A 15,860-nucleotide genomic window follows, 5' to 3' on the forward strand; every position below is an offset into this window, starting at 1 on the left:
GTCCATCGCTGGCTATGGCAATGGGCGTACCAGTACTTGCTGAAACAGGATCGTTTCAAACTGCTCCATCGGCTCGACGGATTTAAGCGTTTTGGCACGCAGAATGGCACCTTCCCAACCGGTGAGAATAAAGCTGGCGAGCGCCTCGGGTGCGGTGTGGCTGGCAATATCACCCCGCGCCTGAGCATCCTGCAGGCAGCGCACGAAGCGCTGTTCCCAGCGCTGTAGCACGAGGTTTAACGCATCGCGGAAGGTATCGCTCTGGCCTGAAAGCTCTTGGCCAAGGTTGCCAATCAAGCAGCCCGTGGCATGATCGCACTCGTGCATATGGTCCCGGCCTGCTGCGAAGTACCGTTTCAGGCGCTCAAGTGGTGGCGTCTCACTATCTTCCAGCAGTGCCACCAGCGTTTCGTCATAAGTAGCCGCAAAGCGCTCAATCACCGCCAGCCCGAAATCCTCTTTGCTGGAGAAGTAGTGATAGAAGGAGCCCTTGGGTACACCGCAGGCCTTTAAAACGGCATTAATACCCGTCGCGTTGTAGCCTTGCTGACTAATCAGCTCGGCGCCACTATCAATTAATTTGTCGCGGGTTACATTGTTTTTCATATACTTAAAGTAGACCAGTCAGTCTATTACTATCAAATGAGTGAAAGCCAAGTAAGTAAAAGCCAAATGATTGAGTGCCAAGTAAATGTTAATTACATGTTATTTGCACATTGTTTGACTAATCGCTGCTTAACAATGCGTGATGCTAGCATCATACGCTTATTTTTCTGGGATTTTCGCCCTAGCCAACGGATGACGCGCGGTAATGACACCAAAACGCTCCCTCTCTTCCCCTCACTCGTCTTATCAACGAGGCCGCGTTCGGTTAGGTGCCGTAGCTGCGCTGTTGATTCTTGTCGGCACCCTTGTGCTCGCTTGGTGGATTATATCTCAGCCACCCCGCATTGCGCGCACAGCGCCGCCGGAACCTCTACCTACCATGGTAGACGTAATGACCGTGTCCGCGAGCACTCAGGCCCCTAATCTTTATGGCTTTGGTCGCGTTGAGGCAGAGCAGGAGACAATGCTGGCAAGCCGCGTAGCAGGGCAGCTTGAGCGTTTCGCTAATGGCGTTGTTCCCGGCCAGGTCGTCGAGCAAGACGCCGCCGTGGCGTTTATCGATCAAGCCGATCTGGCGCTTACGCTTGAAGATGCTCAAGCGCAGCTGGCTAATGCCCAGGCGCTACTTGCTTTAGAGCAGGCAGAGCAGCAGCGCGCCCGTAGTGAATACGAATCCTTTGGTCGCCAACTCTCCGCCGAACGCCAAGCCCTGGTTTTGCGTGAACCACAGCTGCGCCAAGCACAAGCTGAACTCACCCAAGCACGCGTGGCCCGCGACCAGGCAGCACTGAATGTTGAGCGCGCAACCCTCACCGCTCCCTGGCGGGCCATAGTACAGGAGCGCTTGGTCGGCGCCGGCAGTCTGCTCAGTCAAGGCACCGAGGTATTGCACCTGGTGGGCGTCGAGCAGTTTTGGGTGCGCGCCTCACTACCCGGTGAGTGGATGGAGTGGCTGGAAGCGGGCAGTAGCGTGACGTTAACCAGCCGCGGCTGGCCCGAAGGCGCCACACGTGAAGGCACGCTGGTGTCGATGTTGCCCAGCCTGGAAGAGAATGGCCTGCAGGCACAGCTACTCATCGCAGTGAACGACCCCTTGGCGCTAGAGAGCGACGGCCCGGCCCTGCGTCTGGGCGATGTGCTACGTGCGTCCTTTCAACCCGCTATTCAAGAGCAACTCATATCGCTACCCTCTGCCGCGCTTCGCCCAGGGGATGTTACGTGGCGAGTCGACGAGGAGAATCGCCTGCGCCGAACGCCGGTCACGCTGGCTTATCGCGGGGAAGATGACGCCTTGATTCGTAGCGGTCTGGAAACCGGCCAGCAGGTCGTCACCGCGGGCTTGGCCCAGCCTCGAGAAGGCCAACTCGTGCGCATTCGTCGGCCCAACGACACCCCGGCCCAAGCGGGAGATGAACCGGGAGACGAATCATGAAGGTACCACGCGGCCCATTGGCATGGATGGTGGATCACGGGGTAGCGCCTAACTTACTGATGGTGCTTTTTATCGCCGGCGGTTTAATGGCATCGCTGGCGATTAAAAAGGAAGTATTCCCCGAATTCGGCACCGAAGTCGTCCAAGTCACAATTAGCTATCCCGGCGCCACGCCGGAAGATGTTGAACAGAGCCTGCTGCTACCGGTGGAAGCCGCAATTGCCGATGTCGAAGGCATTGATGAGCTCACCGCGACGGCCAGCGAAGGCAGCGCCAACGTCAGCGCTACGCTGATTGACGGCATTGATGTCATGCGCGCCTATCAGGATATTCAGCAGGCAGTGAACGCTATCACCACGCTGCCCAGCGCCGCCGATCCACCGCGTTTCACCCTGGCGGGACGCTCTCGCAGTGTGCTCAGCCTGCAAGTTTATGGCCAGGTCGGCCTAGAGGCACTCCACGATGCGGCTGAAGATGTACGCGGCGAGTTGCAAGCCACATCGGGCATTTCCCGCGCTGAGCTTTCCGGCAACCGCGAGCGGGAGATTCAAGTCCATCTGGATGAAGAGGCCATCGAGCGCTTTGGCCTCGACCATCAGGCGTTGGCCAGCCGCATCGCCGAAGAGGCGCTTGACCTTGCCAGTGGTCAGCTAACAACGGCCGAAGGCGAGTGGCTAATTCGCTATCAAGGGCGGCGCAACAGCGCTGAAGCCTTTGCAGAGCTGCCGATACTCACCAGCACTCAGGGCGCTCCGATTACACTCGGTGAGATCGCCAGGGTCAGTGACGGTTTTGCCGAGACCGATCGCGAGGAGTTCTATAACGGTCAGCCCGGCCTCTCTGTGGATGTTTACCAGATTGGCGACCAGACCCCGACCAGTATCTCTGAAGCGGTCAACGGAGAGCTTGAGCGCTTGCGGGAAGGTATGCCGGAAGGCGTCAGCCTGGATATTTCCCGCGACAGCTCAGAAGTTTACGAAGACCGTCTTAGCCTGCTGTTAAAAAATGCCTGGATGGGCTTAGCGCTGGTATTGGTACTCATGGCGCTGTTTCTGGAAGCACGGTTAGCCTTCTGGGTCACCCTGGGCATTCCGACGGCGTTTCTGGGCGCCATGCTGTTTCTGCCCTGGATCGGCGTCTCGCTCAACATGATGTCGATGTTCGCCTTTATTATCGCCCTAGGGATCGTGGTGGATGACGCCATTATCGTTGGCGAAAATATCTACAGCTACCGGGAAGAGGGCTACTCGCTGCGCGATGCAGCGGTGAAAGGCGCCAGCGAGATCGCCACGCCGCTCACGTTTGCGATTCTGTCCAATATCGTCGCTTTCCTGCCGCTGCTGTTTTTACCCGGCTTTTTAGGGCTTATTTTTGCCACCGTGCCGGTGGTGGTAGTCACCGTCTTTTTAATCTCCTGGCTGGAAGCGCTCGTCATTCTGCCCGCCCACTTGGCGCATAGCCGTAAACCGCGCCAAACCCCGGCGTGGCAGCGTCCTCTTGAAGCACTGCGCCAACGCCTCCAGGGCGGCTTACACCACTTTACCTATCGCCAGTTCGAGCCGTTTCTACAGCGCGCGCTAAATCAGCGCCTGCTAAGCATTTCGCTGGGCGTCGCCATTCTGCTGATCGCCCTCTCCTGGTCAATGAGCGGGCGTTTGGGCTTTTCCCTGATGCCACGAGTTGAATCGGATCAGGTTCAGGCAACGGTAACGCTGCCCATTGGCAGCAATATCAGCGTCAGCCGTGAGCTTAGCCAACAGCTGCTCGACGCCGCCGATGTCCTAAGCGAGCGCGAAGAAACACTCAGCTTTAGTAGCTCGCGCAGTCGCCTGGACGGCGAAAGCCTGGAAGTGCGTTTGGATATTGCCAGCGAGAGTTTAGAGGCTTGGCCACCGTCGCGCATCGCCCGCGAGTGGCGCGACTTAACCGGCGATTTACTCGGCGCTCAGTCAGTGCGTTTTGAGGCTGATGTCGGCGGCCCCGGCAGCGGCGCGGCGCTCAGCCTTCGCCTTTCCCACCCGGACACGCAGGTATTGGAAGCCGCCGCCGAACGCTTGGCGGAAACATTGGGCGGCTATGGACTCACCGATATCGACAGCGGCCTGGGCGACGGTAAACCGCAGTTAGAGATGCGTCTCTCTGCCGAAGGCCGCGCGCTGGGGCTCACAGGCAGCAATTTAGCCGAAGCGCTACGCGGGCCTCTTCAAGGTGCCACGGCACTTGAACAGTACGTCGGACGCAGCGAAATCAGCGTTGAGGTTCGTCTGCCCAACGACAATCGCGACAGCCTGAATGAGCTCTACCGCATGCCGGTGCGCACGCCTGACGGCCTCAGCGTGCCACTTTCCCGGGTAGCCGACATCACCATCAGTCAGGCCTCTAGCAGTCTTGAGCGCATTAACGGGCGACGGATTATTACCGTGACCGCCGACTCAGAAAGCGATCTGGCCATTAACCAGGTACTGGCAACGCTGCAGGAAGAGGTTTTCCCCAATCTTGAAGCAACCTGGCCAGGGCTTGAGGTCAGCATGGGCGGTCGTCAGCAGGACACCGCCGACAACTTGGCCACGCTCAAGACCTCCATGTGGTTAATGATTGCCGCTCTTTACGCCCTGCTCGCCATTCCGTTCCGTAGCTATTTGCAGCCGCTGCTGGTGTTGGCCGCCATTCCCTTCGGCATTGTCGGTGCAGTGGCCGGCCATATGATTATGGGTTTCGGACTTTCGATTATCAGTTTGCTGGGCATGCTCGCGCTCTCTGGCGTGGTGATCAACGATGCGCTGGTGCTGATTGACTACGCCAACCGTAAACGCCGCGAAGGCATGGATGCCCGGGGCGCCATCGTGGCGGCGGCTACTCGCCGTTTACGGCCGATTATGATGACCACGCTGACGACCTTCTTGGGCTTGGCACCCATGATCTTGGAAACCTCGCGGCAAGCACGCTTTATGATTCCTATGGCGATTTCGCTAGGTTTTGGCATGCTGTTCGCAACGGCTATTCTGTTAATTCTGGTGCCCTGCCTCTATCTGGGCATGGAGAATGTTCGCGAACGGCTTAGTGCCCCGCGTCAGCCCTCACCCAGCAACAAATTGAGCGACAACAAATCGAGTCAAGAAGAGGGAGCTCATTAATGGCAGTGCTCACCGCGATACGCCAATGGCGGCCCTCTCGGCTGGGCCTGAAGCTGTTTGTGATTATCCTAAGCGTCAATGTGGCCATCTCAGCCAGTATGTTTCTGGCCGTCTCCTACAGTATTGACCGTGGCTTTCTCGACTATCTCAACCAAGCCCAAGAGCGCCGCGCCACGCTGCTAGCAGACGGTCTTGTCACACGCTGGGAAACCCAGCAGAGCTGGGAGTGGCTGGAGCAGTCACCGGAACGCTGGCCGTTTATTGTTCGTTTTGAGCTTGGCCAGGAGCATCGCGACCGCCCCTCACCGCTTGGCGAAGCGCGGGATTTTAGCCTTCGCGCAGCGGATGGACGCTTTGTCGTGCCGCCCCACAGCGGGCGCGAAAACTCGGGCAACTGGCATTGGCTAACGCTGCAAAGCGGTGAAACCACTATCGGTTCGCTGGGTTTCCGGCCGCCGCGGGAAATGATGGAGCGCATGGAGAGCCGCTTTCTGGAGCGTCAGCAGCGTAATCTGGTGCTTATCGTCATATCACTCTGCGTTGCTTCATTGCTACTGGCGGGCGGGCTTTCCTGGTGGCTGGGGCGTCGTACCCGGGCATTGGCCGGCGCCACGCTGCGCCTTACCGAAGGCGACTACCACACCCGGCTACCGGAACGCGGCCGCGACGAGCTCTCGCGCCTAGCGCGGGATTTCAATGTGCTTGCCGCCACGCTGGAAGCCAGCCGTGATGCCCGCGCCCGCTGGGTGTCCGATACGGCCCATGAGCTGCGCACGCCGCTGGCGGTGCTGCGCGGAGAGATCGAAGCCATGCAGGATGGCATTCGGCCCCTGAATCAAGAGAACCTCGGCTCGCTCGCCCAAGAGGTGGGTCAACTAGAGCGTTTGGTGGCAGATTTACGCCTGCTTTCCCAAAGCGACGCGGGCGCGTTGGATATACAGCTGGCCCCGATGGATCTTAGCGACTGTCTCGCTAGCCGTCTGGCTGACGCTGACCGCTGGTTAATGGACAGCGGTTTAACGCTGACAGAAAAAATCGAGCCTGGCATTATGATTCGTGGCGATGCCCAGCGCCTGCGCCAGCTGTGGAACAACCTGCTGGATAATAGCTGCGCTTACACCCAGCCGCCGGGCGAACTCCGCGTCACGCTCACGACTCAACAGGGAATGGCAGTGGTTACCTGGGAAGATAGTACGCCGGGTGTACCGGAGGGAGAGCTAGCACGCTTAACCGAGCGTCTGTATCGAGTGGAAGGATCGCGCAACCGCGCTAGCGGCGGCAGCGGCTTGGGCCTCTCCATTGCCAGCGCCTTGGTCAATGCCCACGGCGCAACGCTGACACCCTCCACCTCAACACTAGGTGGGCTGTGCTGGACACTGCGCTTTCCCCTGTTGACCCCTGTCTGATATTTTCAAAACAATTGTTTAAGAACGAATGCTTATAAATCAGTTTTAAGCCATGCTTTTCCGTTCACTGCTAAGCGAGTCTACCTCTATGTCTCATGCTGCCTCTTTGCTCGTTGTTGAGGATGAACCGAAGATTGCCCGCCTGATGGCGGACTACTTAACCACCCATGGCTTCGAGGTGACGACCCTGGGCCACGGTGATGAAGTGATGCCGTGGCTGGAGCAGCACTCCCCTGCCCTGGTACTGCTCGATATTATGCTGCCGGGTAAAGATGGCCTCACTCTGAGCCGGGAAATTCGCCAGCTGTGGCCCTCCATTGCACTTATAATGGTCACCGCCAAGGTAGAAGAGGTCGACCGCCTGCTGGGACTGGAGCTAGGTGCCGATGACTATATCTGCAAGCCGTTTAGCCCTCGTGAAGTCGTCGCTCGGGTCAAAGCCGTACTGCGCCGCAGCCAAGCGGCAGCCGAGGCGTCGAGTGAAGTACAAAACGCCCCGGTGGTTTTAAACGAAGACGGCTGGCAAGCCCTCGCCCACGGTCAGGACCTGGGCCTGACCGCGGTGGAGTTTCAGTTATTGCGCGTAATGATGCAGGCGCCGGGGCGCATCTTCAGCCGCGAGCAGCTAATGGATCATATGTACCGTGACAACCGCATCGTGTCAGAACGCACCGTGGACAGTCACATTAAAAAACTGCGTAAGAAAATCCACGAAGCGCTCCCTGAACTCGAAATCATTCGCTCGGTATATGGTGTCGGCTATAAGTATCAGCCGGAGGGTTAAGGATTTACCTGCCGATTGAGAAAGGCGATGCCTGCATCGATAGCGCCGCCCCGTAGCAGGAAGCTCGTAATGTGGCCGCGCCAGCGCTGCAGGTAGAGTTCACTTTCGATGTGGTTGTCCTGCAGGGCTTGATAGAAGTCCGTGGCGTGATCCACCGGCACCAGTTTGTCCCATTTGCCGTGAAACAGAAAAAACGGCGGTGCCTGTGGGGTAATTTGCCAAGCAGGCGAGGCTGACCGGTACGCCTCGGTCTTTTCTGCGCGGGTGCCGCCGATAAAATCAACCACTAGCGGCCCATCCTCAAACTTGAGCAAATCACTGGGAAGACCCCCGGCCAGCACCGCGGCCAGACGGCTCTGCTCACCGCCGTATGGCTCCGCCAATGGCCCTTCGACGCCCGCTAGCGCCAACAAACTTACCAGGTGGGCACCGGATGAAAAACCTACACCCACAATGCGATCGGTATCCACCTGCCACTCATCGGCATTGGCGTGAATCCAGGTCATGGCCTGCTGCAAATCGTTTAGCTGATTGGGAAAGCGGTATTCCGGTGCAAAACGGTACTCAACATTCACCGCCACATAGCCCTGCCCTGCTAGCTGTTCGGCAATACTCTGCATATCTTGCGGTGTGCGATTGCGCCAGCCGCCGCCATGTACCACTAATGCCGCGGGTCGCCGCGTATCCGTTGATCCATTGGGCAGATAAACACTCGCCTTTAACGCCTGAGGCCATGCCTCGGGTGTGTAACTAACTGGGGCTAAGCGCTCAAAAGGCTGGGGGGCATGCAACGGGTTACTCTCAACAGCAGTTTCGCCCTGGCTAATATGTTGGGAAGCGCTACAGCCATTCAATAGCAAGGCAAGCGCCCCCAGGCCAGTAACACGGCGTAGGGTGGTAAACGCATAACGCTGCTGAAACACGCGAAAGTATTCGATTCGCGACATTAATTTGCTCCTTGATAACGAGGTGACCCCTCACCTACCGACTACGACCTGCAACAAGCCGATAAGATCATGATTGTTGCACACTATCTGCAAACGGTTTGCACGCCACCTAGCGATACTGTCATCGTCAACTCACCAGGAGAGAACTTATGGACGCTTCAAGTGCTAGGAAAATGTCAATTCGCCACCTGTTTGCCCCTGCACTGCTGGCTATCGCCATTGCGCCATTAGCGCTTACCGCTCAAGCGGATAGCCACGGTGATCATGAAGGTAAAGATCCTGATCGTGAGCGTATGGAAGAGCGCATGGAGGAGCGTCGCCAAGAGGTATATCAGCGCGCAGAAATTTCTGAAGAGAAGCAGGCTGAGCTGAACGAAGCTCACGCTGAACACCGTGAAGCCATGCACGCTCTGCGTGAAGAGCACCAAGAGCGGGTCGCCGAGATCCTCTCTGAGGAAGAGCAAGAAGCGCTGCGCAATGCCATGCACGAAGCCCATGAAGAGTATCGTGGTAAGCACGGCAAACGCGGCCACTACGGCGATAACGACGACAGCGCCGATAGTGAATAAGCATTGATCATTTTTTAAATGTTAGCGTTAACGCCCGGCTTGCCGGGCGTTTTTGCGTCTGCCTTTGCATTTTTCTCACCGCTCACTCCACGCTTATTCACCCCACACAAGGGAGGTTAACTTGAAGGAAAAGGCTTAATCGCGTATTTTATTTGAACGTTCATTTAAAATAAAATCTTCCCTTCCTCTTTCAACAACAGGAGCCCGCCTGCATGGCGAAAGACAACCTTAACCTTCCCTCCCGCGACCGCCTCAATCCCGTGGTTTTCCACGGCAGTGTAGCCGGTATCCTTATCTTTTTAGTGCTTACCATGCTGTTCACCGAGCAAGCAGGCGCCTTTTTTGATGCTGGCCTCGCCTGGGTGAGCAAAACCTTTGGCTGGTACTACATGCTCGCCATCGTGGCTTACTTGGTTTTCGTCGTCGCCATTGGTATGTCGCGGTTTGGCAGTATTCGCCTGGGTCCCGATCACTCTCGGCCCGAGTTCTCGCTGCTCTCCTGGTCGGCCATGCTGTTTGCCGCGGGTATCGGCATCGACCTGCTCTTCTTCAGCGTTGCCGAACCGGTTGCCCACTATTTGGCACCGCCGGATTTAACCCCGGAGAGCCAGGCAGCGATGCGTAACGCCGTCGTTCAAACCTATCTGCACTGGGGGCTCTCCGGTTGGGGGCTGTATGTGTTGATGGGTATGGCGCTGGCTTACTCAGCTACCGTCACCGTTTGCCGCTAGCTATTCGTAGCGCGCTCTACCCAATCCTCGGTAAACGTATCCACGGCCCGATTGGCAACGCGGTGGATATCACGGCGGTCATCTCCACCGTGTTCGGCATTGCGACCAGCCTTGGCATTGGGGTGATGCAGTTGAACTACGGCCTAACCTATATGTTCGGTGTGCCGGAAACCCTTACCGTGCAGGTGATCCTGATTGTCCTGGTAGTGATACTAGCGACGATTTCGGTGGTCACTGGGGTTGAGAAAGGCATTCGCCGCTTATCAGAGTTCAACATGCTGCTGGCGCTGGCGTTAATGCTGTTTGTACTCTTTTCAGGCGACACCCTGGTCCTGCTAGACAAAGTGGTCAATAACGCTGGTGATTACCTTTCCGGTTTTGTCGGTGCAAGCTTTGATACCTATGCCTTTGCCGATGAGGGCGCCCAAGAGTGGAAGATGTGGTGGACAATCTTCTTCTGGGGCTGGTGGATTGCTTGGACGCCCTTTGTGGGGCTGTTCCTGGCACGTATCTCCCGAGGCCGTACCATTCGTGAATTCGTCGCCGGTGCACTGTTTATTCCGCTGGCCTTTATGATGGTGTGGATGTCAGTCTTCGGTAACAGCGGTATTGAATTGGTCGCTAATCAAGGCGTTGTGGAGCTAGGCGAACAGGCCCTTAACACCCCGCAAACGACGCTCTACACGCTGCTTGAGTACTACCCTTACGTTGGCCTTACCGCTGCGGTCGTTACCGTACTGGGTATTGTGTTCTTTATTACCTCAGCGGACTCCGGTGCGCTGGTACTGGCCAACTTTACCTCTATTTTGAGCGATGTGAACCACGATGCGCCGGTAAAGCTGCGTATCTTCTGGTCGGTGATGATCGGCTTGATCACCATTGCCCTGCTAATGGCCGGTGGCTTAAATGCCCTGCAGAGTGCTGTGGTCATCACCGCACTGCCCTTCTCGCTAGTAATTTTCGCGGTCATGGTGGGTATGTATAAAGCCCTGAAAATGGAAGGCAGCAAGGCCGATGCGCGCCGCATGATTGCCGGTAGCGCCCCAGGCGGCGACTGGAAAGAGCGTTTGGATCGTGCCCTGGATACCTCTAACCGCGCGGGTGCGGCGGCAACCATCGAGCATGCGATTCGCCCTGCAATGACGCAGTTCGCCCAGGAGCTTGAAAGCCGAGGCCAAACCGCCAACGTGACCGAAGAGCACGTTGAGGGTGAAACGCTAGCCAACCTGACACTACAGGTCGATTTTGGTGAAGCCACCAGCTTTGTTTACCAAGTGTGTCCGCACCGCATGCGTACGCCAAGCTTTATCCCGGCGGACGATGACTTCTATGTACGCTTGGATGTGTATTTGGCTGAAGGTGGGCAAGATAAGGACCTTAACGGCTACACCCGGGGTCAGGTGATTGGTGATTTGGTCTGCGAATATGAGCGCCACCTGCACTTCCTCACCCTGGCGGGTCAGCAGATGGGCCATGTACAGGCGATGCCCGGCACGATTGGGGAGCCGCCTGAAGATTCCCAAATGTAACGGCATTATTTGTTTAACCCCACAGACAATCCCGGCCTGCGCGCCGGGATTTTTTTGTGCGCGAACGGCTCTGAAAAAACGCTTTGTTGTGGGAACTCCAGGGTAGGCGTAGCGTAGTAGCCTGTTTTCCCTAACACTTAGGAGGCTGGCCACATGTCCCGCGCACATCGACCCTCGGGGTACGTTTTCCCGATGCCTGGCAGTGCGTTACTCAACGCCTGGCGTGAAGGTTATTCGCTGGGTAAATTAAAGCGCGACGTGATGGCGGGGCTGACGATTGGCGTCGTCGCCGTGCCGCTTTCCATGGCACTGGCGATTGCCACTGGGGTACCGCCCCAACACGGGCTCTATACGGCCATTGTGGCAGGGGCGGTGATCGCGCTAACCGGTGGTTCGCGGTTTAACATCTCCGGCCCCACCGCTGCGTTTGTGGTTATTCTTTTCCCGATTGTTGCCAACCATGGCTTGGGGGGGCTGCTGATTGCCACCTTTATGGCGGGCGCTATTTTGGTCGCGCTGGGGCTTTCGCGATTGGGCAGTCTCATTCAGTACGTGCCTTACCCGGTCATTCTTGGCTTTACGGCGGGCATCGGCGTGGTGATTGCCCTGTTACAGCTGCCTGACTTTTTGGGTTTGGCGGGGGTCGAGCTGGGCGATAGCACTCTGGATAACCTAATGCTGATCGGCCAAGCGCTGCCCACGCTGTCGCTGGCGGAGATCAGCGTCGGGCTTGTCACCTTAGCAACGCTGTTAGTTTGGCCGCGCTTAAATACCCCAATACCTGCCCCGCTGGTAGGGTTAGCGGTGGGTACGCTGGCAGCCTCGCTACTGCTGATGAGTGGCGTTGAGGTCGATACGATCGCCTCGCGGTTTAGCTGGGAGTTTCAGGGTGAAAGCGGCAGCGGCATTCCGCCCTTTGCGCCCAGCTTTGTAGCCCCCTGGCACCTCCCGGGTGCAGATGGCACGCCGCTTGAAATCGACTTTGCGTTGATTCAAGCGCTGCTAGGCCCTGCGCTGGCGATCGCTTTACTCGCTGCGATTGAATCGTTGCTGTGCGCCGTTGTCGCAGACGGCCTAACCCGCACCCGCCATGACCCCAATGCAGAACTGATTGGCCAAGGGCTCGGCAACCTGGTGGTGCCCTTCTTTGGCGGCATTACTGCTACGGCGGCCCTTGCCCGCACCGCGACCAATATCAAAAGTGGTGCCTTTTCACCTGTCGCGGCACTGGTGCACTCGGTAGTGGTGCTTCTGGCCGTCGTCGCACTGGCGGGCGTGCTGGGGTATGTACCGATGGCTGCGCTGGCTGCGCTGCTGTTTATTATTGCCTGGAACATGAGTGAAGCGCGGCATTTTATGCACACGCTAAAAAGCGCGCCCACCAGCGATGTATGGGTATTGGTAATCTGTTTCGCATTGACGGTTATTTTCGACATGGTGATCGCCGTGGCCGTCGGTATTGGCCTAGCCGCCGCGCTATTTATTCGCAGAATGGCGCAGCTAACCAATACTCAGCGCCTTGAGTCGCACAACACCGGCGAACATTTCCCGCCAGAAGTAGCGCTCTACAAAATTAGCGGTCCGCTGTTTTTTGGCGCCGCAGAAAAAGCCATCGCCACGCTACGGATCATTGATCACAGCGTGAGAATCGTCGTGTTGGATATGCGTGATGTGCCTAGCCTAGATACCACCGCGATGGTGGCGCTGGAGTCACTGCGCCGTGAGCTAGGTGAGCAAGGCGTGGGGGTGATGTTTGTTGGGCTGCCGCCGCGCATGGCGCTGAAAATAAAGCGCGCAGGCATTCGACGCGAAGCGGGGAAGCTAGCGGTCGTCAGCAACCTTGCCCATGCCGAGCGCATGGCGCGCCGTTGGCTGAGCTTACTGGAGAGCGGAAAGGATTAAATATCGACTGTTCAAGTGGCAAGTTCGACATTAAAAAGGGGGAGTATTCTCCCCCTGGTGCGATACCCACTGGCTGGCTGTTAGCTCGCCATGTCCAACACGATGCGGCCTTCGATCTTGCCGTCAATCATGCGCTGGAAGACATCGTTGATATTATCCAGCGTATCGGTCGCTACCGTGGCCTTAACCTTGCCTTCGGCAGCGAAATCCAACGCTTCCTGCAGGTCACTGCGCGTGCCGACGATAGAGCCACGAATGGTAATACCGTTGAGCACCGTGCTGAAGATCGGCAGCGGAAAGTCGCCGGGCGGTAAGCCATTGAGCACCAACGTCCCGCCGCGGCGTAGCATATTCTGCGCCTGATCAAACGCCTTCGGCGACACCGCTGTCACCAAGGCCCCGTGAGCACCACCAATGGTTTTCTTCAAGTACGCCGCTGGGTCGGTTTTCATGGCGTTAACGGTGACCGTGGCGCCTAAACGCTCAGCCAGGGCTAGCTTGCCGTCATCGATATCGACAGCCGCCACGTTCAGCCCCATCGCTTTGGCGTACTGCACCGCCATATGGCCCAGGCCACCAATGCCCGAAATCACCACCCACTGGCCGGGCCGGGTATCAGTCATCTTCAAGCCTTTATAAACCGTCACCCCCGCACACAGCACAGGAGCTATTTCAATGAAGTCGATGGCATCCGGCAGGCGCCCAACATAGCCCGCATCCGCTAAGGTGTAGTCGGCAAACCCACCGTTAACGCTGTAACCGGTATTTTGCTGAGACTCACACAGGGTTTCCCAACCGCCTAAACAGTGCTCGCAGTAGCCGCAGGCCGAGTAGAGCCAGGGCACACCAATACGATCACCCTCTTTGACATGGGTAACGCCTTCACCCACCGCCACGATATGCCCAACACCTTCGTGCCCTGGAATAAATGGCGGCGAGGGTTTCACCGGCCAATCGCCTTGGGCGGCGTGTAAATCGGTATGGCAAACCCCAGAGGCCGCCACTTTCATCAATACTTCGCCCTGCTTAGGGCGAGGTACGTCAACTTCTTCTATGGCCAACGGCTGGCCAAACTCACGAACGACCGCCGCGCGCATTGTGCTATCCATGATGCAACTCCTAATAGTTTTCGATACGGCAGTTTAAGTACTGCTCTTATCGGTAGAGTCAGCGTCAGGGGACTGACAATACCGCCCGGCTAATGCCGGGCGGTGTGGCTAGCAGAAGGGGTTAGAAGAAGCCCAACGGGTTGATGTCGTAGCTGACCAGCAGATTTTTGGTTTGCTGGTAGTGTTCGAGGGCGACTTTGTGAGTTTCCCGGCCAACACCAGATTTCTTATAGCCACCAAAGGCTGCGTGGGCGGGATACTGGTGGTAACAGTTGGTCCACACGCGCCCGGCTTGAATGCCTCGGCCCATGCGGAAAGCGACGTTGATATCGCGGCTCCAAACGCCTGCGCCCAAGCCAAACTCGGTGTCGTTGGCAATCGCGAGGGCTTCTTCTTCATCCTTGAAGGTAGTGACGGCTACCACCGGGCCAAAGATCTCTTCCTGGAAGACGCGCATCTGGTTGTTACCCTTCAGCAGCGTGGGCTGAATGTAGTAACCGCTGTTGATACTGTCATCCATGGTCTCTTTATTGCCGCCGGTGAGGAATTCAGCCCCTTCATCCCGGGCGATATCCATGTAGGACATGATCTTGTCGAACTGCTCTTGGGATGCCTGGGCGCCTACCTGTACATCGGTATCTAGCGGGTTACCGCGCTTGATGGTTTTGGTGCGCTCGATGACCTTGGCCATGAACTCGTCGTACATGCTCTCTTGAATCAGCGCCCGCGAAGGGCAGGTACACACTTCGCCCTGGTTAAAGAACGCCAGCACCAAGCCCTCTACCGCTTTATCAATAAACGTCGGTTCGGCATTCATGATGTCGGCAAAGTAGATGTTGGGGGATTTGCCGCCTAGCTCCACGGTAGAGGGAATAATGTTTTCCGCCGCACATTTCAAAATATGCGAACCGACAGGCGTGGAGCCGGTAAAAGCAATCTTGGCGATACGCTTGCTGCTGGCCAGTGCTTGGCCCGCTTCAGCACCAAAGCCATTGACGATATTGAGAACGCCGGGCGGCAGCAGATCGCCAATCACTTCCATCACTTTCAGAATCGAGGCGGGGGTTTGTTCCGCGGGCTTCAATACCACACAGTTACCCGCTGCCAGCGCAGGCGCCAGTTTCCAGGCGGCCATCAGGATCGGGAAGTTCCAGGGGATGATCTGGCCCACCACGCCTAGCGGCTCGTGGAAGTGATAGGAGACCGTGTTGGCATCAATATCCGCTGCGGTGCCTTCTTGCGAACGCAGACAGCCTGCAAAGTAGCGGAAGTGATCGACAGCCAATGGAATATCGGCATTGATGGTTTCGCGTACCGCTTTACCATTATCCCAGGTTTCGGCGACGGCGAGCATTTCCAGGTTTTGCTCAATGCGGTCGGCAATTTTTAACAGAATATTGCTGCGCTCTTGAACCGAGGTTTTCCCCCAGGCAGGTGCCGCTTTGTGGGCCGCATCTAGTGCTTTATCGATATCTTCTGCCGTCGAGCGGGGGATTTCGCAAAAAACATGACCATTAACAGGACTGATGTTGTCAAAGTACTGGCCTTTGACCGGGGCAACGAATTCGCCGTCGATATAGTTGCCATAGCGCTTTTCAAATGACACCAGTGAACCGGTATCACCAGGGTTGGCGTAGATCATTGTCATGCTCCTGAGTATTATGATTGTTAAAGGTGCTTTTTTAAGATGCTTAGACAGTGTTGTTCACTA

Annotated in this window: 10 protein-coding genes and 1 pseudogene; 7 read left to right on the forward strand and 4 right to left on the reverse strand. The window is 57.0% G+C overall.

Annotated elements, in window-relative coordinates:
- Positions 1 to 12: 12 nt before the first annotated feature.
- The gene (locus tag ACXUPB_RS16115; protein WP_035562428.1) at positions 13 to 606 is read right to left on the reverse strand and encodes a TetR/AcrR family transcriptional regulator; all 594 of its coding nucleotides are present in this window, start codon (positions 604 to 606) and stop codon (positions 13 to 15) included.
- A 205-nt stretch (positions 607 to 811) separates the two neighbouring features.
- Between ACXUPB_RS16115 and ACXUPB_RS16120 the strand changes: the two genes are divergently transcribed.
- The 4 genes from ACXUPB_RS16120 to ACXUPB_RS16135 all read left to right on the forward strand — a co-directional run bounded on the left by ACXUPB_RS16120 (position 812) and on the right by ACXUPB_RS16135 (position 7,362).
- The gene (locus tag ACXUPB_RS16120; RefSeq protein ID WP_035562426.1) at positions 812 to 2,038 is read left to right on the forward strand and encodes an efflux RND transporter periplasmic adaptor subunit; all 1,227 of its coding nucleotides are present in this window, start codon (positions 812 to 814) and stop codon (positions 2,036 to 2,038) included.
- Positions 2,035 to 5,172: an efflux RND transporter permease subunit gene (locus tag ACXUPB_RS16125; protein WP_472953418.1), complete on the forward strand. Its 3,138-nt coding sequence runs from the start codon at positions 2,035 to 2,037 to the stop codon at positions 5,170 to 5,172. Before ACXUPB_RS16120 ends, ACXUPB_RS16125 begins: the two co-directional genes overlap by 4 nt.
- Positions 5,172 to 6,578, forward strand: coding sequence for an ATP-binding protein (locus tag ACXUPB_RS16130; protein WP_035562419.1), 1,407 nt, complete (start codon positions 5,172 to 5,174; stop codon positions 6,576 to 6,578). Before ACXUPB_RS16125 ends, ACXUPB_RS16130 begins: the two co-directional genes overlap by 1 nt.
- 88 nt (positions 6,579 to 6,666) lie before the next feature.
- The gene (locus ACXUPB_RS16135) at positions 6,667 to 7,362 is read left to right on the forward strand and encodes a response regulator (protein WP_035562415.1); all 696 of its coding nucleotides are present in this window, start codon (positions 6,667 to 6,669) and stop codon (positions 7,360 to 7,362) included.
- On the opposite strand, the gene ACXUPB_RS16140 is transcribed toward ACXUPB_RS16135, so the two are convergent.
- Complete coding sequence (locus ACXUPB_RS16140) at positions 7,359 to 8,309, reverse strand: alpha/beta hydrolase (protein WP_035562412.1); 951 nt, start codon at positions 8,307 to 8,309, stop codon at positions 7,359 to 7,361. The two genes, ACXUPB_RS16135 and ACXUPB_RS16140, sit on opposite strands and share 4 nt — an antisense overlap.
- 149 nt (positions 8,310 to 8,458) lie before the next feature.
- Here ACXUPB_RS16140 and ACXUPB_RS16145 point away from each other — a divergent pair, with 149 nt between their 5' ends.
- From ACXUPB_RS16145 to dauA, 3 genes and pseudogenes are all read left to right on the forward strand, one after another.
- Positions 8,459 to 8,878 (forward strand): hypothetical protein, encoded by a 420-nt coding sequence (locus tag ACXUPB_RS16145; protein WP_472953421.1) that lies wholly within the window; start codon positions 8,459 to 8,461, stop codon positions 8,876 to 8,878.
- Positions 8,879 to 9,090: 212 nt separating this feature from the next.
- Positions 9,091 to 11,138, forward strand: a pseudogene (gene betT / locus ACXUPB_RS16150) (choline BCCT transporter BetT).
- A 153-nt stretch (positions 11,139 to 11,291) separates the two neighbouring features.
- The gene (gene dauA / locus ACXUPB_RS16155; protein ID WP_035562404.1) at positions 11,292 to 13,040 is read left to right on the forward strand and encodes a C4-dicarboxylic acid transporter DauA; all 1,749 of its coding nucleotides are present in this window, start codon (positions 11,292 to 11,294) and stop codon (positions 13,038 to 13,040) included.
- Between the two features lie 80 nt (positions 13,041 to 13,120).
- Here the strand turns inward: dauA and adhP are convergent, their stop codons facing one another.
- Positions 13,121 to 14,149 carry an alcohol dehydrogenase AdhP gene (adhP, locus tag ACXUPB_RS16160; RefSeq protein WP_035562401.1) on the reverse strand — a complete coding sequence of 343 codons (1,029 nt, stop codon included), beginning with the start codon at positions 14,147 to 14,149 and terminating at the stop codon, positions 13,121 to 13,123.
- 121 nt (positions 14,150 to 14,270) lie between these two features.
- Entirely contained in the window at positions 14,271 to 15,791 is a 1,521-nt protein-coding gene (gene exaC / locus ACXUPB_RS16165; protein ID WP_035562398.1) for an acetaldehyde dehydrogenase ExaC, read from the reverse strand.
- Positions 15,792 to 15,860: the final 69 nt, after the last annotated feature.

Source organism: Vreelandella sp. DA03-1M (assembly GCF_055725665.1).